Origin of the sequence: Actinoplanes philippinensis (assembly GCF_900113015.1) — a bacterium.
Lineage (GTDB): Bacteria > Actinomycetota > Actinomycetes > Mycobacteriales > Micromonosporaceae > Actinoplanes > Actinoplanes philippinensis.
In genome coordinates this window covers 22535-44083 of the sequence record NZ_FONV01000017.1, presented here as the reverse complement: position 1 = coordinate 44083, position 21549 = coordinate 22535, and the positions used below count along the sequence as shown (strand labels likewise).

Annotated in this window: 21 protein-coding genes; 15 read left to right on the top strand and 6 right to left on the bottom strand. The window is 70.3% G+C overall.

Features of this window, described 5'->3' with window-relative positions; translation table 11 throughout:
• Positions 1–31: 31 nt before the first annotated feature.
• A complete protein-coding gene (gene purD, locus BM290_RS37440; protein ID WP_093620702.1) occupies positions 32–1273 on the top strand; it encodes a phosphoribosylamine--glycine ligase in 1242 nt (413 codons plus the stop codon).
• On the opposite strand, the gene BM290_RS37435 is transcribed toward purD, so the two are convergent.
• Entirely contained in the window at positions 1263–1844 is a 582-nt protein-coding gene (locus tag BM290_RS37435) for a hypothetical protein (protein ID WP_093620701.1), read from the bottom strand. The two genes, purD and BM290_RS37435, sit on opposite strands and share 11 nt — an antisense overlap.
• Positions 1845–2018: 174 nt before the next feature.
• Between BM290_RS37435 and BM290_RS37430 the strand changes: the two genes are divergently transcribed.
• Both BM290_RS37430 and BM290_RS37425 read left to right on the top strand, forming a co-directional pair.
• Positions 2019–3170 (top strand): sensor histidine kinase, encoded by a 1152-nt coding sequence (locus tag BM290_RS37430; protein WP_093620700.1) that lies wholly within the window; start codon positions 2019–2021, stop codon positions 3168–3170.
• Complete coding sequence (locus tag BM290_RS37425; RefSeq protein ID WP_093620699.1) at positions 3167–3811, top strand: response regulator; 645 nt, start codon at positions 3167–3169, stop codon at positions 3809–3811. Before BM290_RS37430 ends, BM290_RS37425 begins: the two co-directional genes overlap by 4 nt.
• Before the next feature lie 32 nt (positions 3812–3843).
• On the opposite strand, the gene BM290_RS37420 is transcribed toward BM290_RS37425, so the two are convergent.
• Positions 3844–4296: an SCP2 sterol-binding domain-containing protein gene (locus BM290_RS37420; protein ID WP_093620698.1), complete on the bottom strand. Its 453-nt coding sequence runs from the start codon at positions 4294–4296 to the stop codon at positions 3844–3846.
• Between the two features lie 130 nt (positions 4297–4426).
• Here BM290_RS37420 and BM290_RS37415 point away from each other — a divergent pair, with 130 nt between their 5' ends.
• The 3 genes from BM290_RS37415 to purB are packed head-to-tail and all read left to right on the top strand — an operon-like array spanning position 4427 to position 7715.
• A complete protein-coding gene (locus tag BM290_RS37415; RefSeq protein ID WP_093620697.1) occupies positions 4427–4957 on the top strand; it encodes an ArsR/SmtB family transcription factor in 531 nt (176 codons plus the stop codon).
• Positions 4954–6297 carry an MFS transporter gene (locus BM290_RS37410; protein ID WP_093620696.1) on the top strand — a complete coding sequence of 448 codons (1344 nt, stop codon included), beginning with the start codon at positions 4954–4956 and terminating at the stop codon, positions 6295–6297. Before BM290_RS37415 ends, BM290_RS37410 begins: the two co-directional genes overlap by 4 nt.
• The gene (gene purB, locus BM290_RS37405) at positions 6294–7715 is read left to right on the top strand and encodes an adenylosuccinate lyase (protein ID WP_093620695.1); all 1422 of its coding nucleotides are present in this window, start codon (positions 6294–6296) and stop codon (positions 7713–7715) included. The genes BM290_RS37410 and purB overlap by 4 nt, the downstream gene beginning before the upstream one ends.
• Positions 7716–7720: 5 nt before the next feature.
• On the opposite strand, the gene BM290_RS37400 is transcribed toward purB, so the two are convergent.
• Complete coding sequence (locus tag BM290_RS37400) at positions 7721–8398, bottom strand: S1 family peptidase (RefSeq protein WP_093620694.1); 678 nt, start codon at positions 8396–8398, stop codon at positions 7721–7723.
• Positions 8399–8631: 233 nt separating this feature from the next.
• On the opposite strand from BM290_RS37400, the gene purS reads away from it, so the two are divergent.
• The 3 genes from purS to purL are packed head-to-tail and all read left to right on the top strand — an operon-like array spanning position 8632 to position 12031.
• Positions 8632–8886: a phosphoribosylformylglycinamidine synthase subunit PurS gene (gene purS / locus BM290_RS37395; protein WP_093620819.1), complete on the top strand. Its 255-nt coding sequence runs from the start codon at positions 8632–8634 to the stop codon at positions 8884–8886.
• Positions 8883–9584, top strand: coding sequence for a phosphoribosylformylglycinamidine synthase subunit PurQ (gene purQ, locus BM290_RS37390; RefSeq protein WP_093620693.1), 702 nt, complete (start codon positions 8883–8885; stop codon positions 9582–9584). The genes purS and purQ overlap by 4 nt, the downstream gene beginning before the upstream one ends.
• Positions 9585–9622: 38 nt before the next feature.
• The gene (gene purL, locus BM290_RS37385) at positions 9623–12031 is read left to right on the top strand and encodes a phosphoribosylformylglycinamidine synthase subunit PurL (RefSeq protein WP_239143898.1); all 2409 of its coding nucleotides are present in this window, start codon (positions 9623–9625) and stop codon (positions 12029–12031) included.
• A 62-nt stretch (positions 12032–12093) separates the two neighbouring features.
• Here the strand turns inward: purL and BM290_RS37380 are convergent, their stop codons facing one another.
• The gene (locus BM290_RS37380) at positions 12094–13716 is read right to left on the bottom strand and encodes a carboxypeptidase-like regulatory domain-containing protein (RefSeq protein ID WP_143134067.1); all 1623 of its coding nucleotides are present in this window, start codon (positions 13714–13716) and stop codon (positions 12094–12096) included.
• Positions 13717–13993: 277 nt separating this feature from the next.
• Here BM290_RS37380 and BM290_RS37375 point away from each other — a divergent pair, with 277 nt between their 5' ends.
• The 5 genes from BM290_RS37375 to amcA all read left to right on the top strand — a co-directional run bounded on the left by BM290_RS37375 (position 13994) and on the right by amcA (position 18724).
• On the top strand, positions 13994–14353 hold the full coding sequence (locus BM290_RS37375; protein ID WP_093620690.1) for a sterol carrier family protein: 360 nt from the start codon (positions 13994–13996) through the stop codon (positions 14351–14353).
• A gap of 100 nt (positions 14354–14453) precedes the next feature.
• Positions 14454–16064, top strand: a complete 1611-nt coding sequence (gene purF / locus BM290_RS37370; protein ID WP_093620689.1) for an amidophosphoribosyltransferase — start codon at positions 14454–14456, stop codon at positions 16062–16064.
• A 36-nt stretch (positions 16065–16100) separates the two neighbouring features.
• Positions 16101–17252 carry a phosphoribosylformylglycinamidine cyclo-ligase gene (gene purM, locus BM290_RS37365; RefSeq protein WP_093620688.1) on the top strand — a complete coding sequence of 384 codons (1152 nt, stop codon included), beginning with the start codon at positions 16101–16103 and terminating at the stop codon, positions 17250–17252.
• Between the two features lie 172 nt (positions 17253–17424).
• Positions 17425–18528, top strand: coding sequence for a cyclophane-forming radical SAM peptide maturase AmcB (gene amcB / locus BM290_RS37360; RefSeq protein ID WP_307837962.1), 1104 nt, complete (start codon positions 17425–17427; stop codon positions 18526–18528).
• Positions 18497–18724, top strand: a complete 228-nt coding sequence (gene amcA, locus BM290_RS37355; protein WP_093620686.1) for a multiple cyclophane-containing RiPP AmcA — start codon at positions 18497–18499, stop codon at positions 18722–18724. Before amcB ends, amcA begins: the two co-directional genes overlap by 32 nt.
• Positions 18725–18853: 129 nt before the next feature.
• On the opposite strand, the gene BM290_RS37350 is transcribed toward amcA, so the two are convergent.
• A complete protein-coding gene (locus tag BM290_RS37350) occupies positions 18854–19087 on the bottom strand; it encodes a DUF3073 domain-containing protein (RefSeq protein WP_093620685.1) in 234 nt (77 codons plus the stop codon).
• A gap of 182 nt (positions 19088–19269) precedes the next feature.
• Entirely contained in the window at positions 19270–20334 is a 1065-nt protein-coding gene (locus tag BM290_RS37345; protein ID WP_093620684.1) for a Glu/Leu/Phe/Val family dehydrogenase, read from the bottom strand.
• A gap of 150 nt (positions 20335–20484) precedes the next feature.
• Between BM290_RS37345 and BM290_RS37340 the strand changes: the two genes are divergently transcribed.
• The gene (locus tag BM290_RS37340; RefSeq protein ID WP_093620683.1) at positions 20485–21324 is read left to right on the top strand and encodes a DUF8083 family protein; all 840 of its coding nucleotides are present in this window, start codon (positions 20485–20487) and stop codon (positions 21322–21324) included.
• Positions 21325–21549 lie beyond the last annotated feature (225 nt).

The following is a 21549-nucleotide window of genomic DNA, read 5'->3' as shown; positions in this document are numbered from 1 at the left end:
CGCGACGCCGCCGCAGGTAGGATGGGCCGTCGTGCGCGTACTTCTGATCGGCTCCGGTGGGCGCGAGCACGCGCTTGCCGTCGGGCTCTCCGCCGACCCGTCCGTCGACTACCTGGCCGCCGCGCCGGGCAACCCGGGCATCGCCCAGCTCGCCGAGCTGCACGACGTGAAGGCCACCGATCCGTCCGCGGTCGCCGCGCTCGCCGTCGAGCTGAGCGCCGACCTCGTGGTGATCGGCCCGGAGGCCCCGCTGGTCGCCGGTGTCGCCGACGCGGTCCGCGCCAAGGGCATCGCGTGTTTCGGCCCGTCCGCCGCCGCGGCCCGCCTGGAGGGTTCGAAGGCGTTCGCCAACGAGGTGATGGCCGCCGCCGGCGTTCCGACCGCACGGTCGTTCGACTGCTCGTCGGTCGCCGAGGCCAAGGCGGCTCTCGAGGAGCTCGGCTCGCCGTACGTGGTGAAGAACGACGGCCTGGCCGCAGGCAAGGGCGTGGTCGTGACCGACGACCTCGACGAGGCCCTGATCCACGCCGAGGCGTGCGGCAAGGTCGTCATCGAGGAGTTCCTGCCCGGCCCCGAGGTCTCGCTCTTCGTGGTCACCGACGGCGCCGCGGTCGCGCCGCTGATGCCCGCGCAGGACTTCAAGCGTCTGCTCGACGGCGACGAGGGCCCGAACACCGGCGGCATGGGCGCCTACGCCCCGCTGGACTGGGCGCCGGCGGATCTGACCGAGCGGGTGCTGCGGGAGACCGTCGAGCCGACCCTCGCCGAGATGCGCAAACGGGGTACACCGTTCGCCGGCCTGCTCTACGTCGGCCTTGCGCTCACCCCGGACGGCCCGAAGGTGATCGAGTTCAACGCCCGGTTCGGCGACCCCGAGACGCAGGTGGTGCTCGCCCTGCTGGAGACGCCGCTGGCCGGGCTGCTCCACGCGGCCGCCACCGGCACGCTGGCCGAGCACGCCCCGCTGACCTGGAAGCCGGGCTCGGCCGTCACGGTCGTCGTGGCGAGCCACAACTACCCGGGCGTTCCGCGGACCGGTGACGTCATCGAGGGCGCCGAGCGGCCCGGCGTGATCCACGCGGGCACCGCCCGTGACGCCGATGGCGCACTGGTCTCGGCGGGTGGCCGGGTGCTCAGTGTGACCGCCTCCGGCTCCGACCTGGCCGGCGCCCGCGAGGCGGCCTACGCGCTGGTCGACGGGATCCGTCTGGACGGTGCTCAGTACCGGACCGACATCGGGCTCAAGGCGGTCCGGGGCGAGATCACGCTCTGACCGGCACGAGTTGGTCGGCGGTCCGCAGCAGCGCCGCGGACAGCCACAGCACGCCGGCCGAACCGATCACCAGTCCGCTCAGGTAGAGCCACTCCGGGGCCGAGGCGCGGAGCGCGGCGGCGCACAGCCCCGGGACGTAGAGCGCGAGCGCGCCGCGGGGCAGCACTCCGGCGCGCCACGACGCGGCGCCGAAGAGCACCACGCCGAGCAGGAAGACCAGCGCGACCACCAGGAAGTACGGCCGGCCCGGCCCGGTGAGCACCGCCTCCCGGGCCGCCGCGTCCTGATACTGCAAGACCGCGTGGGTGAGGAACTCGATCGCGAACAACCCGCTGAGCCCGAGGTGGTTCAGGACGAACCCGGCCAGCCCGAGCCGGCCGGACTCACGTCGCTGACACAGGTAGAGCGCGGTGAGGGTGAGCAGCAGCAGCGCGGTGGCGGGCGGCGCCAGGGCGTGGGTGACGGCGTTCTCCGGCACCAGGCCGGCCCGGCGGGCGGCGGCGACCAGGGTGAGAACGCCGCCGGCCAGCCCGGCCAGCGCTGCGAGGCGGTAGAGGATCCGATCGGACACGGTGGGGCTCCTTCGAGAGTGGATGCCTGACACCGTGGCCGGGGCGGCCCGGTCCGGAACAGTGCCGCGCGGCCGGCAGTCGCCGTCCGGCGCCGGCCGGCCGGCACATGACCTCCGGCCAGACATCGACGCCGGCGCTGGTCCGGGGCGGTGGTGGTCACCTAGCGTGGCGGCATGGCTGTGGAAGCTCCGCCGCTGCGCTGGATGGCCTCGCTCCTCTACACCGCCGTCATGCTCACCGGTCTGTACTACGTCAGCGCCGGCCTGGCCCCGGGCTGGTCGCGCGTCGAGCTGGCGGTCTACCTCGGCGGCCTGATCGCGTTGCTCGTGGTCGAGCAGGTGGACTGGCGGCGGCCCCGTACGCGACGGTGGTCGATGGCCATGCTCCTGATCCGGATCGTGCTGCTGGAGACGGTGTACGCAGCGGACGGCGCCGGATTCTCCCGGGCCCTCTTCGTGCTGGTGCCGTTCTTCGCGTACTTCTGGCTGGGCCGAGCCGCCGGCATCGGGCTGGCGACGTTCTACCTGGTGATGGCGCTGACCCGGGCCTCCACGGTCACCGGCGCCCGGACCGACCCGGAGGTCGTCTCCGAGTTGTTCATGCTCTTCATCGGCCTGGTTCTGGCGGTCGCCACCGCTGCCGTCGCGGTCGAGCAGAGCCGGAGCCGGTTGCAGGCGGAACGGCTGGTGGCCGAGCTGACCGCGACGCAGGAGCGGGTCGCCGAGCTGAGCGCCGCGAGCGAACGGAACCGGCTGGCCCGCGACATCCACGACAGTGTCGGCCACCACCTGACCGCGATCAGCGTGCAGCTGGCGAAGGCGGAGGCGTTCCGGGAGCGGGATCCGGAGGCCGCGGACCGCGCGGTCGCCGATGCGCGGCGGGCTGCGAGCCGTGCCCTCCAGGAGGTACGCGAGTCCGTGGGCGCCCTGCGAGCCGAGCCGTTCTCCCTGGTCGCCTCCTTGTACGCGCTGGTCGAAGGGCTGGACGACCCGGATTTCCGGGTGGTCCTCGACCTGGGTGACGCCGAGTTCGACCAGGGCCGGGCGGGTGCGGAGGCGCTCTACCGGGTCGCCCAGGAGGCGCTGACCAACGCCCGCCGGCACGCCGACGCCGATCTGGTCCGGGTGGCGGTCCGCGGCGCCGGGGCCGAGGCGGTGCTGGAGGTCGAGGACAACGGGCGCGGGTTCGAGCCGGAGAGCACGTCCGGCGGCGGGCTGAGTGGCATGCGGGAGCGTCTGGCGGCGCTGGGTGGCAGCGTGCGGGTGGAGTCCCGGCCCGGCCACGGAACCCGGATCGTGGCGCGTGTCCCGGCGGTGGCCCGGTGACCGATCAGCCGGTGCGGGTGCTGGTCGCCGACGATCAGGCCCTGATCCGCGAGGGCATCGCGTCGCTGCTGAGCATCGAGCCCGGCATCGAGGTGGTGGGCACCGCGGCCGACGGCCGGGCCGCGGTCGAGCTGGCCCTGGCGACCACCCCGGACGTGGTGCTGATGGACGTCCGGATGCCGGTCCTGGACGGCCTGCGTGCCGCGGAGCTGCTGCGGGAGCGGCTGCCGGCCTGCCGGGTGCTGATGCTGACCACCTTCGACGACGAGGAGTATGTCGTCCGGGCGCTGCGGGCCGGCACCGGTGGCTATCTGCTCAAGGACCTTCCACCCAAGGACCTGGCCCAGGCGGTACGGCTGGCGCGCGCCGGTGTCGACCAGCACGACAGCGCGGTGCTGCGGCGGCTGGTGACGGCTCTGGACCGCAGCCCGGTGGCGGCCACGCCCCGGACCGACCTGACCGACCGGGAGCGGGCCGTGCTGCGGCTGATCGCCCGGGGCGCCACCAACCGGGAGATCGCCGCGCAGCTTTACGTGAGCGAGGGAACGGTCAAGAACCACGTCTCGAACATCCTGGCCCGGCTCGGCCTGCGGGACCGGACGCAGGCCGCCATCTACGCCCGAGACCACGGCTTTCTCTAGGGGGGCTCTCACCTCGTACCCCAAGAGGGTTGTCAGCCCTTGGGGATGTCGAACAGCTTGGGGATGCTGGTGGCGAGGGTGATGTCGCCCTTGGTCTTGATCTTGCCGGTCATGAACAGCGTCACCGGGTTGCCGGTGCCGGAGACGATCTTGAGGAAGGTCAGGCCGTCCATGGTCATCGCCAGCTTCGGCTCGCGGACCGGGGTGCTTGTCACGGTGCACGTCGCGTTCTCGATCACCGTCTCGTAGGTGTCGGAGGCGCCGCCCGGGCCGCCGGAGATGATCCAGTGGATGACGGTGGCGGTGTTGCCGGCCCGGTCCGCCCGGAACAGCGTGGGCATCCGGTGGAACACCTCGTCGAGGATCTTCGTACGCTTCTCCGAGGCCATCACCTGGGAGATCTTGGCATCCGGCGTGGCCTTGACGAGCTGGGTGAACTCCTTCGGACCGATCGACGCGAGCGCCTCGGGGCTGAAATCAGTCATCAGGTCTTCCTTTCGGCGTCCACCGGTCTACTCGCCGGTAACTTTAGCGAGATTGCCGCCTGCCCGTGCAGTGTGCCACTCCCCAACAAACATTGGACAGTCGGGTCGGCCTGCTCCTAGACTCCCCAACATGTCTTTGGGAGAGGGTGACAAGGCGGCGTTGCGGGCGCTGGCCCATCCGGTCCGGCTGCAGATCATGTCGCTGCTGACCGGTGCCGAGCTGACCGCGGCCGAGGTCGCCCGGGAGCTCGGGCTGACCCACGCCAACGCCAGTTACCACATGCGCAACCTGCTGGCCGGTGGCCTGATCGTGGCGGCCGGCGAGGAGAAGATCCGGGGCGGCGTCGCCAAGCGGTACCGGTATGACGCGCACAGCGAGCCGCTCGCCGGCGCCCGGCCGGACGAGCAGCGCCGGGCCGAGTTCGCGGCGCTCGCCCACGAGCTGATCCGGCGGAGCTCGGCGGCCCACTTCGCGGAGCGTCGCAGCCTGCTCAGCGACGGCGACTTCTGGGTCGATCCGGAGGTGTGGGTGCGGATCCGCGACAAGATCTCCGCGGCGGTCGTCGAGCTGCACGAGGCCGCGCAGCCACCACGCACCCCCGGCACGGTGCGGACGAGCACGACCGTGGCGATGTTCCAGAGCCGGGAGGAGCCGTCGTGACGGCGTTGCGGCACATCCCGTTCCGGTTCCTGCTGGCCGGACGGTCGATCAGCGCGCTCGGCAACTCGTTCGCGCCGATCGCTCTGGCCTTCGCCGTCCTCGACCTCACCGGCTCGACCCGTGACCTGGGCCTGGTCGTCGGCGCCCGGACCCTGGCCAACGTGCTCTGCCTGCTCTTCGGCGGGGTGCTGGCCGACCGGTTGCCACGCCACCTGCTGATGGTCGGGTCGAGCGTGGCCGCCGGGCTGGTCCAGGCCGGGGTCGCCACCCTGGTGCTGACCGGCGGCGCGACCATACCCCTGCTCGTCGGGCTGTCGGTGCTCAACGGCATGGCCGCCGCGCTGGCGCTGCCGGCCAGCGCCGCCCTGCTGCCGCAGACCGTGGACGCCGACCTGCTGCTCCAGGCCAACGCCCTCAGCCGCATCTTCCTGAACAGCGCCATGGTGATCGGCGCCCCGGTCGGCGGCCTGGTCGTCGCCGTCACCAGCCCGGGCATCGGCATCGCGATCGACGCCGTGACCTTCGTCATCGCCGCCGCCTGCTTCGCCGGAGTCCGGGTGGCGAGCCCGGCCCGGGTCGGGAGCGCGGCTCAGGCCACGAGCCCAGGCCACGAGGTGAGCCCGGCCCAGGTCGCGAGCGCGGCCCACGAGGCGAGCGTGGCCGAGGTGGGGAGCCCGGCGCGGCCGGCCGAGCGGTCGCATCTGCTTGCCGACCTGCGGCTCGGCTGGTCCGAGTTCCGCTCCCGGACCTGGCTCTGGGTGGTGGTGGCCGGCTTCAGCCTGCTGAACGCCGCGTGGAGCGGCGGCATGTTCGTGCTCGGCCCGGCCGTCGCCGACGACACCATCGGCCGCTCGGCGTGGGGTCTGGTGCTGGCCGGGGAGACCGCCGGGATGATCGTCGGCGGGCTGCTGGCGATGCGGCTGCGGCTGCACCGGCTGCTGCTGGTCGGCGTGATCGGCTGCTTCGGGATGGCGCTGCCGCTCTTCGTGCTCGGGCTCCACCCGCGACTGTGGGCGCTGCTGCTCGCGACGTTCACGGCCGGGCTGATGCTGGAGCAGTTCGGGGTGGCCTGGGAGACCTCGATGCAGGAGCACGTGCCCGCGGACCGGCTCGCGCGCGTCTATTCGTACGACATGGTCGGCTCTTTCATCGCCATGCCGCTGGGGGAGGTGGCCGTCGGGCCGATCGCGCACGAGGCCGGGCTCGGTGTGACCCTGATCGGCGCCGGGACGGTCGCGACCCTCGCGGTGGCCGGCATGCTCAGCAGCCGGGCCGTCCGCACCCTGCGTCACCGGCTGCCGCAGGACGGGCCGCGGCCCGTGACAGAATCGGTGCCGTGACCATCCCGAACGTGCTCGCCGCCCGGTACGCCTCCGCCGACCTCGTCAGCCTCTGGTCCCCGGAGGAGAAGATCCGGATGGAGCGCAAGCTCTGGCTGGCGGTCCTCAAGGCTCAGCGTGACCTCGGCGTCGACGTCCCGGCGGGTGCCGTCGAGGCGTATGAGGCGGTGCTCGACCGGGTCGACCTGGCGTCGATCGCCGAGCGCGAGCGGGTCACCCGGCACGATGTGAAGGCGCGCATCGAGGAGTTCAGTGAGCTGGCCGGCTTCGAGCAGATCCACAAGGGGATGACGTCGCGCGACCTCACCGAAAATGTGGAGCAGCTGCAGATCCGGGCGTCGCTCGAGCTGATCCGCGACCGGGTGGTGGCGACGCTGGCCCGGCTGGCCGCGCTCGCCGTCGAGCACTCCGACCTGGTGATGACCGGCCGGTCGCACAACGTCGCGGCGCAGGCCACCACGCTCGGCAAGCGGTTCGCCTCGTCCGCCGAGGAGCTGCTGATCGCGTATGAGCGGCTGGACGATCTGATCGGCCGCTACCCGCTGCGCGGCATCAAGGGCCCGGTCGGCACGGCCGCCGACCAGCTCGACCTGTTCGACGGCTCGTTCGACAAGGCCGCGGACCTGGAGAAGAAGGTCGCCGAGCACCTCGGGTTCAATCGGGTGCTGTCCAGCGTCGGCCAGGTCTACCCGCGGTCGCTCGACTTCGACGTGGTCTCGGCGCTGGCCCAGATCGTCGCCGGCCCGTCGTCGCTGGCCACCACGATCCGGCTGATGGTCGGCCAGGAGCTGGTCACCGAGGGCTTCAAGCCGGGCCAGGTCGGTTCGTCGGCGATGCCGCACAAGATGAACACGCGGTCCTCGGAGCGGGTCAACGGTCTCGCGGTGATCGTCCGCGGCTACCTGTCGATGGTCGGCGAGCTGGCCGGCGACCAGTGGAACGAGGGCGACGTCTCCTGCTCGGTGGTGCGCCGGGTGGCCCTGCCGGACGCGTTCTTCGCCACCGACGGCCTGTTCCAGACGTTCCTCACCGTGCTCGACGAGTTCGGGGCGTACCCGGCGGTCATCGGCCGTGAGCTCGACCGCTTCCTGCCCTTCCTGGCCACCACCAAGGTGCTGGTCGCGGCGGTGCGCAAGGGTGTCGGCCGGGAGGTCGCGCACGAGGTGATCAAGGAGCACGCGGTCGGCGTGGCGCTGGCCATGCGGGAGAAGGGCGTGGCGGTCAACGACCTCTTCGACCGCCTCGCGGCGGACGAGCGGCTGCAGCTCTCCCGGGGCGAGATCGACACCCTGGTCGCGGATCGGGCCGCCTTCGTCGGCGCGGCGCCGGCGCAGGTGCGTGCGGTCGCCGATCGGGTCGCTGAGATCGTGGCCCAGCATCCGTCAGCGGCGGCGTACGCACCCGCGCCGATCCTCTAGTTTTCTCAGACCCCCGCGACCGACGTGATCCACGCCCGGTTGTAGGCGACGCTGCCGTAGTACTGGCGGCTCGTGCCGTCCGCCGTCGACGCGACACCCACCTGGGCGCCGTTGTAGACCTGCGGGCCGCCCGAGTCGCCACGCCACGCGTTGCCGTTGATCCGGGTGCTGCCGATCGCCCGGCCGCCGTACGCGTCGGTCTGGTTGGTCGAGGTGACCTGCACCGTGGCGGTCTTCAGCGTCGGTGACGCCGAGCAGCCGGAGTAGCAGGTCATGCCCCACCCGTAGATGCTGTTCGTCGATCCGACCGGCGGGTACGCGCTGGACAGCGGCATGTACGACGTGCTCACCGAACTGCTCAGCCGCAGCAGGGCCAGGTCGTAGCGGGTGGTCGAGGACGCGACGGTACGGGTGACGCCGCCCGAGGCGTAGGTGACGCTGCCGACCCGTACCGACATGGTGCCGCTGACGCAGTGCCGCGCGGTCAGCACGTAGTTGGCCGAGATGATCGTGCCGGAGCAGGTGAAGCTGCCGTTGCTGAAGACGGCCGCGGCCCATGGCGCCGAGGACACGGTGCCGCCTCCGATGATGTTCGGGGTGACCGGCTCGTCGGCGTAGGCGGCGGTGGGGGCGAGCAGGGCCGTGACCGCGCCGGCGAGGACGGCCAGGAGTCGAATGCGCACGTCGAGATCTCCTTCGGGGGAACGTTAATCGAAATCGACGAATGCAAACTAAGACGGGATCGCTGGCAGGCCCACAGTCCAATTGATACATATCACTGACTGATGCCCCCGATGTAAACGCGCATTCCCTGCTCAATGACGCTGGGGTCGGGCTGCCGACACCGACCCCCGGCTCGTCCACGGGGCCTACCGGGTAGGCTTCGCCTGCTTACACCTATCAGTCAGGAGTGCCCGTGGCTCGCGTCGTGGTCGACGTCATGCTCAAGCCGGAGATCCTGGACCCGCAGGGTCAAGCGGTGGCGAATGCGCTGCCCCGGCTCGGCGTCACCGATGTCTCTTCTGTCCGCATCGGCCGCCGGATCGAGATCGATTTCACTGGGGAGCCCGACCTCGACCGGGCTCGTGAGATCGCCGACAAGCTGCTCGCCAACCCGGTGATCGAGGACTTCGAGATCCGCGTCGAGAGCGCTGCGGCGGAGGTCGCCTGACCATGCGGATCGGTGTGGTCACCTTCCCTGGTTCGCTCGACGACGGGGACGCCGCCCGCGCCGCCCGGATCGCCGGCGCCGAGGCCGTGCGCCTCTGGCACGGCGATCCGGACCTGCACGGCGTCGACGCGGTCGTCCTCCCGGGCGGGTTCTCGTATGGCGACTATCTGCGCTGCGGCGCCATCGCCCGGTTCGCGCCGGTGATGGAGTCCATCATCGATGCGGCGCGGGGCGGTCTGCCCGTGCTCGGCATCTGCAACGGCTTCCAGGTCCTGTGCGAGGCACATCTGCTGCCCGGCGCCCTGACCCGGAACCAGCACCTGCACTTCCGCAACCGTGACCAGTGGCTGAAGGTCGAGGCGACGAACACCGCCTGGACCAACGGCTTCACCCCCGGTCAGGAGATCCTGATCCCGGTGAAGAACGGTGAGGGCTGCTTCGTCGCCGACACCAAGACGCTGGACGCGCTGGAGGCCGAGGGCCGGGTCATCGCCCGCTACATCAACGGCAACCCGAACGGCTCGCAGCGCGACATCGCGGGGATCACCAACGAGGCCGGCAACGTCGTCGGCATCATGCCGCACCCGGAACACGCCGTGGAGGCGCTGACCGGCCCGTCACTCGACGGCCTCGGCTTCTTCACCTCCGTCCTGCGCAGCCTGGCGACGGACGGTCAGCTCGCAGGGGGACAACAGTGACCACGCAGGAGAAGCCGAGCGGTTTCGCTGCGACCGACGTGCTCGTCAGCGGCTCCGACGGTCCCGACACCGTCGAGCAGGCGCAGAAGACCTCGGACGAGCTCCAGCCCTACGCCGAGCTGGGGCTCAAGGACGACGAGTACGCCAAGATCCGTGAGATCCTGGGCCGGCGTCCCACCGCGTCCGAGCTCGCGATGTACTCGATCATGTGGAGTGAGCACTGCTCGTACAAGTCGAGCAAGGTGCACCTCAAGCAGTTCAGTGAGAAGGCGCCGCAGAACACCCGGATGCTGGCCGGCATCGGGGAGAACGCGGGTGTGGTGCAGATCTCCGAGAAACTGGCGGTCACCTTCAAGGTCGAGTCGCACAACCACCCCAGCTACGTCGAGCCGTACCAGGGCGCGGCCACCGGCGTCGGCGGCATCGTCCGCGACATCCTCGCGATGGGCGCCCGGCCGATCGCCGTGATGGACCCGCTGCGCTTCGGCGCGCACGACCACCCCGACACCGCCCGGGTGCTGCCCGGCGTGGTCGCCGGCATCGGTGGCTACGGCAACTGCCTGGGCCTGCCCAACATCGGCGGCGAGATCGTCTTCGACCCGTGTTACCAGGGCAACCCGCTGGTCAACGCTCTCAGCATCGGTGTCCTGCCGGTCGAGCGCCTCCAGAAGAAGGAGGCCACCGGCACCGGCAACATCGTGGTGCTGCTCGGCGCACGGACCGGCCGTGACGGCATCGGCGGCGTCTCCGTCCTGGCGTCGGCCACCTTCGACGAGGAGGCCGAGCAGCGCCGCCCGTCGGTGCAGGTCGGCGACCCGTTCATGGAGAAGCTGCTGATCGAGAGCTGCCTCGAGCTGTATGACGCCGGTCTGGTCTCCGGCATCCAGGACCTCGGCGGCGCCGGCCTCACCTGCGCGCTCACCGAGACGGCCGCCGCGGCCGGCACCGGCATGCGCGTCTGGCTGGAGCGGGTGCCGCTGCGTGAGGCCTCGATGTCGCCGACCGAGATCCTGGCCAGCGAGTCGCAGGAGCGGATGCTCCTCATCGTCACGCCGGAAAATCTGGATGCCGTGCTGCAGGTCGCCGAGAAGTGGGGCGTCTGGGCCACCGCCATCGGCGAGGTCACCGCCGCGTCCACCGACGGCACTCCCGGCCGGCTGGTGATCACCTGGAACGACCACGTCGTCGTGGACGTGCCGCCGGGCTCGCTCGCCGACGACGGCCCGGTCTACCAGCGCCCGATCCGTGAGCCGAACGATGTGATGCTGCTGCAGGCCGACCGGGCCGAGACGCTGCCGCGTCCGTCCACCGGCGACGCTCTGCGGGAGACCGTGCTGCGGATGGCCGCGTCGCCGAACCTGTGCGACAAGACCTGGGTCACCGAGCAGTACGACCGGTACGTGCTGGGCAACACGATCCTGGCCCAGCCGGAGGACTCCGGCGTGCTCCGGATCGACGAGGAGACCGGCCTCGGGGTGGCGCTGTCCGTCGACGGTAACGGCCGGTTCGCGCGCCTCGACCCGTACGAGGGCGCCAAGCTCGCGCTCGCCGAGGCGTACCGGAACGTCGCCGTCACCGGTGCCGAGCCGGTCGCGGTCACCGACTGCCTCAACTTCGGCTCGCCCGAGGACCCGCACGTCATGTGGCAGTTCGCCGAGGCCTGCCGGGCTCTCGCGGACGGCTGCCTGGAGCTGGGCACTCCGGTGACCGGCGGCAACGTCAGCTTCTACAACCAGACCGGCGCCGCGGCGATCCACCCCACCCCGGTGGTCGGCGTGCTCGGTGTCTTCGACGACGTGGCCCGCCGCGTCCCGATGGGCTTCCCGCGGCCGGCCAAGGCCGGCGGCGACCTGCTCTTCCTGCTCGGTGAGACCCGCGTGGAGCTCTCCGGCTCGGAGTGGGCCTGGGTGACCCACGGGCACCTCGGCGGTCGCCCGCCGAAGGTCGACCTCGCCGCCGAGCAGGCGCTCGGCAAGGTGATGGCCCAGGCGTCGAAATCCGGTCTGGTCAGTGCCGCGCACGACCTCTCCGACGGCGGTCTGGCCCAGGTGCTCGTGGAGAGCACGCTGCGGCACGGCGTCGGCGCGAAGGTGACCTTCCCGGAGGACGGCAACTCGCCGTTCGTCCACCTGTTCAGCGAGTCGGCGGGCCGTGCCCTGGTGGCCGTGCCGCGCGGGCATGACAAGGCGTTCCTCGCCCTGGCGGCCGAGCACGGTGTGCCGGTCACCCCGCTCGGTGTCACCTCTGAGGAGGCGGCACTGGAGGTGGAGGGTCAGTTCACGATCCCGCTGGAGGAGCTGCGGACGGCCTGGTCGTCGACGCTGCGTGACCTGTTTGGCGGCCCCGCCGAGCAGCCGCCCGCGCCGGTGACTTCGGGTGAGGTCCGTTCGGTGACGCTGGAGCTGAGCCCGCAGGCGCCGGGCGGCCCCATCGAGCCGCCCGCCTGATCGGCATCGCATGAAGAAAGGCCCCGCGCGATCGCGCGGGGCCTTTCTTTCAGCTCAGGACCTCAGTTGTCGTCCCAGTCCCGGTTCGGCCGCTGGCCGTAGGTGCCGCGACCCTGCTGCGGAGGCTGGCCCTGCTGCGGGTAACCGTTGCCGTAGTTGCCACCCTGCTGGGGATAGCCGCCCTGCTGCTGGTCATACCCGCCCTGGTCGTAACCGTCGTAGTTACCGCCCTGCTGGCCGTAGCCACCCTGGTCGTAACCGCCCTGCTGGCCGTAGCCGCCGGCGTCCTGACCGTTCCAGCCCTGGTCGTAGCCACCCTGGTCGTAGCCGCCTTGACCACCGCCGTACTGGCCGCCACCGTACTGACCACCGCCCTGCTCCGGCTGGTAGAGGTTGGTGTGCTCGTCGTACCGCTGGGGCTGCTCCGGCTGGTACAGGTTGGTGTGCTCGTCGTAGCGCTGCTGGCCGCCGTCGTTGTAGCCGCCACCGCCCTGCGCCGCGCCGTAACCGCCACCCTGCTGGCCGTAGGTCTGCGTGGCGCCGTAGTTGCCGCCGCCCTGCTGGCCGTCCCACTGGTTGCCACCGTAGTTGCCACCCGACGGCAGCGGAGCGCCGTAGGGGTCCGGGAACTCGTCCTCGACCGGGGTCCGGTGGATCACCGTGGGAGCGTCGCCGATCCCGCCGCCCATTGCGCCGGGGCGCACGCCCATACCGCCGGCCGGAGCGATCATCGTGGCGTCGTTGCCGCGGCCGGCGCCGACCGGCGCGGCCACCCGGGTGGCGTCGAACCCGCCGCCCACACCCGCCGGGACGGCCTGGCCGATGCCGGTGTCCGAGCTGAGCTCCTCGGCCTTCTTGCGGCGCATCCAGACCAGCACCATGGCGCCGATGCCGGCCGCGACGAGCAGACCACCCATGACGATCAGCAGCCAGTTGCTGCCGCCGTCGTCGGTGTTGTTGGAGGCCTGCTGCGTGTCGTTGCCCCCGATGTTGTTGACACCGGGGTCGCCCTCGGCGGACTCGTCGTCGGTGGCCTCGTCGGTCGGCTTGCTCGTCGCCGACGTGCTCGTGGACGGGGTCGGCGAGGTCGCGGCGGCCGTCTTCTTGATCGTGAGCGGCACGTTCACGGTCCTGCCGGCCGCGCCCTGCACGGTCACGTCGGCGGCCTCGTAGCCGGTCTTCGCCGCGGCGACCTGGATGGCGCCGGCCGCGATCGGCTGGGAGTCGGACGAGTTGAACGTGTAACCGCCGTTGCCGTCCGTCGTGGTCGTGTAGGTGTGGCCCTGGCTGTCCTTCATGACGACCTGCACACCGGAGACCCGGGCGCCGCCGTCGTCCTTGATCCGCCCGGAGACCTGCCGCACCGTCGTCGGCGCTGCGGGGCCCTCGACCGAGATGGTCTCGGTGGCCGCCTGGCTGGCCGCGCCGGTCTGGTCCTTGGAGACGACGGTGATCGTCATCGTCTGCTTCTGACCGGCGGCCACGGTCGGCGCGGTCAGCGTCGCCTGGTAGGTCTTCGACTGGGTGATCGTGTCGCTCGGGCTGCAACCGTTGTTGCACCGACCGGCACTGGTGGTCACATCGGTGTTGAACCGGTTGTTGCCGGGTTCACCCTCGCCACCCAGGTTACTTACGGTGTAGGAAATGGTTACAGTAGAGCCCGACGACACCGTACGCTCGGACACAGAGTCGATCGTCACGCCTGGGGCAGCAGCCTGAGCAGCCGCTGGGATGCCGGCCACCAGTCCCGAGACCAGTGCCAGGAACGCACCGGCCTGGGCCGTCCGGGCACGTAGGTGCGTTGTCACGTCCACCGCCTTCCGGTCGCGCGGTCCCCGGTTCCTTCGATGTCCGGTGGATCCCACGACGTGTACACCGTCGGCAACTATGCCTTGTCATACGTCACTCGCGCGACCCAGGGCGGTGTGCCGTTCTCCTCAAGTCGGGTCGTATCGTCCCGACATGTCTCCTGCGCACAGTAAATCCGAGTCGGTGGCCGAGGCGTTGGACGCGGTCGACCGGGGTGTCGAGCCCGCCCGTACGGTGCTGCGCGATGCCGTGCGAGCACTGCTGACCGAGTTGTCCGCTCGCGCTCCTGGCCGTTCGGTGGAGGTGCGGATTCCACCTTTCGGCGCGATTCAGTGCGTCGCCGGTCCGCGGCACACACGTGGCACACCGCCCAATGTGGTCGAAACGGATCCGATGACATGGCTGCTCGTGGCCACCGGCCGCCTCCCGTGGGACGACGCGGTGCGTGACGGACGTCTCCGGGCGAGCGGTGTACGGACCGATCTCACCGACTACCTGCCACTTCTCGGCTGACGAGCCCGGGTGCCCTTCCCATGGGCTCGCGTACACTGGTCGGTCGGACGGACCAGCGACTTCGCGGTTCGTGCAGACCCCGACATGAGGGAGCGAGCAGGTGCCCCGAGGCGACGGCCTACTGACCGACGATCTCGACCCCCAGGAGCGCGGCCCCCAGGATGCCTGTGGCGTCTTCGGCGTCTGGGCCCCCGAGGAGGAGGTCGCCAAACTCACGTATTTCGGGCTTTACGCACTGCAGCACCGGGGGCAGGAAGCCGCCGGCATCGCGGTGAGTGACGGGTCCGGCGTGGTGGTCTACAAGGACATCGGCCTGGTCTCCCAGGTGTTCGACGAGCCGACGCTGGCGAGCCTCCGCGGCCACCTCGCGATCGGCCACGCGCGCTACTCCACGACCGGTGGCTCCAACTGGGAGAACGCGCAGCCCACGATCCGGGCCACCCCGGCCGGCACGACGATCGCGCTGGCCCACAACGGCAACCTGGTCAACACGGCCGAGCTGGCCAAGGAGGTGGCCGACCGCGGTCTCGAGGTCGGCGACTCGACCTCCGACACCGCCCTGGTCACCACTCTGCTGGCCGGCCGTCCCGATCTGTCGGTCGAGGCCGCCGCCATGGAGCTGCTGCCGACCCTGCGGGGCGCCTTCAGCTTCGTCTTCATGGACGAGCACACCCTCTACGCCGCCCGTGACGCTCAGGGCGTCCGCCCGCTGGTGCTGGGCCGGATGGAGCGGGGCTGGGTGGTCGCCAGCGAGACGGCCGCGCTGGACATCACCGGCGCCAGTTTCGTCCGCGAGGTCGAGCCCGGCGAGATAATCGCCATCGACGAGCACGGCCTGCGGTCCAGCCGGTTCGCGGCGCCCGAGCCCAAGGGCTGCCTCTTCGAGTATGTGTATCTTGCTCGCCCGGACACCACGATCGCCGGCCGCAACATCTATTCGGCCCGCGTCGAGGTGGGCCGCAAGCTGGCCAAGGAGCACCCGGTCGAGGCCGACCTGGTGATCGGCGTGCCCGAGTCGGGCATCCCGGCCGCGATCGGCTACGCCGAGGCCTCCGGTATTCCGTACAGCGCCGGTTTCATGAAGAACGCGTATGTCGGCCGGACCTTCATCCAGCCGTCGCAGACCATCCGTCAGCTCGGCATCCGGCTGAAGCTGAACCCGTTGCGCGAGGTGGTCCGCGGCAAGCGGATCGTGGTGATCGACGACTCGATCGTCCGCGGCAACACCCAGCGCGCCCAGATCCGCATGCTGCGCGAGGCCGGCGCGCTCGAGGTGCACGTCCGCATCTCGTCGCCGCCGGTGAAGTGGCCGTGTTTCTACGGCATCGACTTCGCGACCCGGGCCGAGTTGATCGCCAACGGTCTGGAGATCGACGGGATCCGCCGTTCGATCGGCGCCGACAGCCTGGGTTATGTTTCGCTCGACAACCTGGTCCAGGCGACCGAGCAGCCGAAATCCCGGCTCTGCATGGCCTGCTTCGACGGGGAGTATCCGATCGAGCTGCCGGCCGGCGACCTGATCGGCAAGCACGTCCTGGAGGGCGTGGGCCGCCGGGCGTCGATGCCGGGCGCCACCCCGGAGGCGGCCACCGCCGCCGTCGCCGACCTCGAGAGCGACTACGAGGCCCGCGAGCTCGCGACAGACGACCGCCCGGCATCGGAGCCGCTGGTGGCCAGCCCTGGCGGCGCGACAGCGCTGCACCACCCGTGATCCTTTCAGTTACACAGAACCGCTAAGGGGAGAACCGTGACGCACGTGTCCGAGCGCAACAGTGCCGGATCCAACGGCGCCGAGGGAGGCGACCGTCAGCCCTGGACGGCCGGCTCAGGACGCGGACCGCGCAAGCGCTCGGCCACGTACGCGGAAGCGGGTGTCTCGATCCACGCCGGTGACCGTGCCGTCGAGCTGCTCAAGGCGAAGGTGAAGAAGACCTCCCGCCCCGAGGTGATCGGTGACCTGGGCGGTTTCTCCGGCCTGTTCCGGCTGAACACCGCGAAGTACAAGAGCCCGATCCTGGCGTCGTCCACCGACGGCGTCGGCACCAAGCTGGTGATCGCCCAGCAGCTCGACATCCACGACACGATCGGCATCGACCTGGTCGCCATGGTCGTCGACGACCTGGTGGCCTGTGGCGCCGAGCCGCTGTTCCTGCTCGACTACATCGCCTGCGGCGAGGTCGTCCCGGACAAGGTGGCCGAGATCGGCGCCGGTATCGCGGACGGCTGCCGTTACGCCGGCTGTGCCCTGCTGGGCGGCGAGACGGCCGAGCACCCGGGTGTGCTGCGCCCCGACGAGTACGACGTGTCCGCCACCGGTGTCGGCGTGGTCGAGGAGAGCGAGATCCTCGGCAAGGAGCGGGTCGAGCTGGGTGACGCGGTGATCGCGATGCGCTCGTCCGGCCTGCACTCCAACGGTTACTCGCTGGTCCGGCACGTGCTGCTCGGCGCCGGCCGGATGCGTCTGGACACCGTGGTCGACGACTTCGGCACCCAGCGCACCCTCGGCGAGGAGCTGCTGACCCCCACCAAGATCTACGCCAAGGACTGCCTGGGCCTGATCGAGGAGACCGACGTCCGGGCGTTCTCGCACGTCACCGGCGGCGGCATCCCCGGCAACCTGAACCGGGTGCTCCCCACCACCATGGACGCGATCGTGGACCGCTCCACCTGGCGTCCGCAGCCGATCTTCGACCTGATCCAGGCCAAGGGTCGGATCGAGGACTCGGAGATGGAGGCCACCTTCAACATGGGTGTCGGCATGTTCGCGATCGTCTCCTCCGACGACGCGGACCGGGCGATGGCCTACCTGACCGGCCGTGGTGTCGAGGCGTGGCAGGTCGGCGAGGTTGTCGAGGGCTCCGGCGAGGTGCAGATGATGGGGTCGTACACCCGGGGCTGACCGGAAAGTGATTCTGGTTGGCAATAGTCCGAACGTGAAATGATCCGTGTGTGTCGATGTCCGGCACATGCGGATCTTTCGCATGGACTGTGGAGCGCGAGGCCTAGCCTGACCTGAGTCACACCAGTGCCGGACGGGAGTGTGCGGGGACATGACGGTTGCGTGGAGCGGGATGCGGGGCATCTCGGCAGAACCCGGGTACGTCGTCATGCAGCCCACTACTCTCTGCAATCTCGCCTGCGGGTACTGCTACCTGCCGTTACGCCGGGAGAACCTGCGGATGCCGGTGGCGGTCGCGGAGGCTGTCGCCGCGGGGGTGGCCGGCTTCGCCCGTACCGGACGATTCTCGGTGGTGTGGCACGGCGGTGAGCCGCTCGCCGCCGGCCGGGACCACCTGGCCGCGTTGTTCGCGCCGTTCGGCGCGGCCGTGGAGCACCATGTGCAGACCAACGCGACGCTGATCGACGACGCGTGGTGCGAGTTCTTCGCCGAGCGCGACGTCCGCGTCAGCGTCAGCGTGGACGGCCCTCGCGGCCGCAACGGTGACCGGGTGGACCGGGGCGGCAAGCCCGCCTACGACCAGATCGTGCGGGGCATCGAGCGGCTGCGGGCGCACGACATCCCGTTCTCCACCCTCTGCGTGGTCGGCGATCCCCGGCCCGGCGTCGCCACCGAGCTGTACGACTACTTCCTCGCGCTCGGCTGTGAGGTGCTCGGCATCAACGTCGAGGAGCAGGAGGGCGTCAACACCCGGCTCAACAGCCACGACCCGGCCGCGGTGAGCGCCTTCTGGGCGGAGCTGGTGTCCGCGTGGCGCCGCAACCCACGGATCCACCTGCGGGAGGTGGAGTGGTCGCTGAGGTACGCGTCGGCGGTCCTGGACGGCAATGCCGACGACCTGCTGCCCCGGCGGCTGGATCCGATCCCGACGATCGCCCACGACGGCTCGGTCGTGCTGCTCTCGCCTGAGCTGGCCGGTTTCCACGACCCTCGGTACGGCGACTTCTCCAGCGGCAACGTGCTGACCACACCGCTGCCCGAGATCCTCGCCGGCGCGGAGGACACGCTCTGGATCCGCGAGTTCCTGGCCGGGATCGAGGCGTGCCGCGGCACCTGCCCGTACTTCGGCTTCTGTGGCGGAGCACACGCGGCCAACCGGTACTTCGAACACGGCAGGTTCGACGTGACCGAAACGAACCACTGCCGGAACAGCAAGATTCGCCTATTGGAGGGAGTGCTGGACCATGCCCGAGATCACGAAGCCACGGCTGTCTGAGGACGTGGAGACGGATCCGGTGACGGCACGGGTGCACGACACTCGGGCCGGGCTGGCCGCGCTCATCGCGGAGGCGGAAGTAGCCAGGCAACAGCGCGCCGAGGAGTCACCGGAGGACGGCGGCTCGGCGGTGTGCGCCTGGAACCACTTCGAGAACATTCCTACGTTTTACAACTGGAACAACCGCCCACGCTGAAGATCGACGCGGCTCGGTTGAAGCCCACGCGGACGAACCGCGTGGGCTTCAGTCGTTCAACCGTAGGACTTGTGACCCCGTGACACACGGGAGCACGCGGTAAAGCCGCGTGCTCTGTGGAGAACGGGGTCAGCTCCGCCTTGAAGGAGACCAGGAGTCCTGGTCACCCCAGGTGTCCTGGTCTTCTGCAGCGTCGTCCTCGTCATCGTCGACGAACTCATCGTTGTCGTCGTCGAAATGACGGTCCGATTGGCGGGTTCCCGCCAATTCGCGCTGCAAGGCGGTGAGGTCGGTGTTCGGGGAGTGGTACTTCAACTCCCGGGCCACCTTCGTCTGCTTGGCCTTAGCACGGCCGCGCCCCATGGCTCGACCCCCTCGCACAGAATTCGGGGCAGCCCGAAGGCTGGGCCCCGATGACGTCAGGCATCTCTCGTGGGTCTTACGGTACATGGACGATGCCTAGTTCGGCACCTCGGGTTGCGTGTGACACTGCCGCGCGTCGCGGTTGACCTTTTTCGGCGGCGCGCGGCAGCGTCACGAAGGCCTCAGCCGAGGTAGATCGAGCGCAGCCGGCCGACCTCCGCCATGCGGCGCTCGGCGAGCCGGTCGGCCGCCACCGCCGGCGGCACACCCTCGTCGACGGCCAGCTGGAGCAGGCGCCGGGTGGTCTCGAAGATTCCGGTGGCGCGCAGCTTGGCGCGCTCGAAATTGAAGCCGTGGATCTCGTCGGCGACCTGGATGACGCCGCCCGCGTTCACCACGTAGTCGGGGGTGTAGAGGATGCCGCGGTCCTCCAGGAGCTTGCTGATGCCGGAGTGGGCGAGCTGGTTGTTGGCGCCGCCGGTCACCACTCGCGCCCGCAGCACCGGCACGGTGTCGTCGTTCAGCGCGCCGCCGAGGGCACACGGCGCGTACACGTCGATGTCGGAGGCGATCAGGGTGTCGGTGTCGGCCACCAGCTCGATCTGCGGGTGGGTCGCGCTGGCCCAGGCGAGGGCCGACTCGTTGACGTCGGTGGCGACCACCGTGGCGCCGTCGTCGAGCAGGTGGCCGGCCAGGTACTTGCCGACCTTGCCCAGACCGGCCACACCGACCGTACGGCCGGCGAGCGACGGGGCGCCCCAGGTGTGCTCGGCCGCGGCGCGCATGCCCTGGAAGACGCCCCAGGCGGTGAGGACCGAGGAGTCCCCGGCGCCGCCGTGCTCGACGCTGCGGCCGGTCGCATACCGCGTCTCGCGGGCGACCACGTCCATGTCCTGCACGTAGGTGCCGACGTCGCAGGCGGTGTAGTAGCGGCCGCGCAACGAGTCGACGAACCGGCCGTACGCCCGGAGGAGGGCCTCGCTCTTGAGCTTTGCCGGGTCACCCCAGATGACCGCCTTGCCACCGCCCAGGTCCAGGCCGGCCATGGCGTTCTTGTAGGCCATGCCGCGGGACAGCTTGAGCACGTCGGCGAGGGCGGCCTCCTCGCTCTCGTACGGGTAGAAGCGGGTGCCGCCGAGCGCGGGGCCGAGAGCGGTCGAGTAGATGCCGATGATCGCCTTCAGGCCGGTGTCCCGGTCCTGGCAGAAGACGACCTGTTCGTGCCCGTCGCTGTCGAACACGTCCATGGTGGGTTCTCCTGATCTCTGCGTAGGCCTTCGTGGGGCCATGGTCCCGGCAGGGTGAGCCGGTTACGCCGAGCGTAGTCGTGCGAATGGCGCGCCGATTACGTCGCGCCGGGAAGTTCCCGCGGGCCGGATTCGTGAAAGGATCGCGCCGTGCCGTCACTGTTCGCGTCGTACCTACGGGTTTACGAGCCACTGACCGCCTTCGACCGGGAGCGGCAGGTCTTCTGGCGCGAGTACGCGCGCGAGGGCCGCGATCTGGGCCTGGTCGAGGGTCCCGCACGGCAGCGGACCGCCGTGCTCGAAGCGCTGGGCGCCGGCTGGACCAGGCTGCCCGACCTGCCCGACGAGGCCTACGTGCTGGAGTGGGACGGCGCGGTGCTGGTCTGCCCCTGGAACCTACGGCTGCGGGTCGCCGAGGCCGCTCTGAACGCGCGGGACGGTGTGCCCGCGGTGCTCGCCGACGCGTTCGTCCCGCCGGTGCTGGCCGGCCAGGCGAAAGCGGTCGTGGAGGACTGGCGTAGCGGCGCCAAGGTCCTGGAGCAGGGCGTGCCGCGGGTGCACGAGCAGATCGCCACGTGGGGTGTCCCGCTGCGCTGGTTCGCGTTCGTCGACCTGGAGGAGCGGGAGATCGCGCTGTCCGGCCGGCGGAAGGTGCTGCGATACCGCACCGAGATCTCCAAGGCCCGGCGGCGGGCGCACCGGGCGGTGTCGGTGCTGCGCAAGTCGCTCGGCGACGCGCCGATCACCGAGGCGGTCGAGGAGGGTACGCGCTGGCTGGAGGAGTTCCATCCACGGTCGGTGGTGGAGCTCGACTACGGCGGCCTGGTCAACCTCCTGCCGGAGGACAGCCTGACCGAGGACGATTCCCCCGGACTGGTGGCAGCCGGACTTTCGGCACTTTCTCGCGGTGACGCTGAGTCAGCAAGTGAGGCTTACGAGAAGTTGGTGGCGCGTTGGCGCATCGTCCAACTTCTCGAGCGGTGCAATTGACCTGCGGAAATGGGACAAGCACCCACTTTCCCCCGTCCGCGGGAGCGCTCCCGAAGCGAACACTCTTCGTAATCACGGGTCGTCTAAGCGTGATAATCGGGCCAAACGAGACACTATCTGGCGTATAAAACGCGCAAAAATCGGGCATGCTTCATCCGTCTATCTGGGGACGTTCGTCCGTTCGGCCCATGTCGGACATCGGGGACTAGCCGGACCATGAGAGAC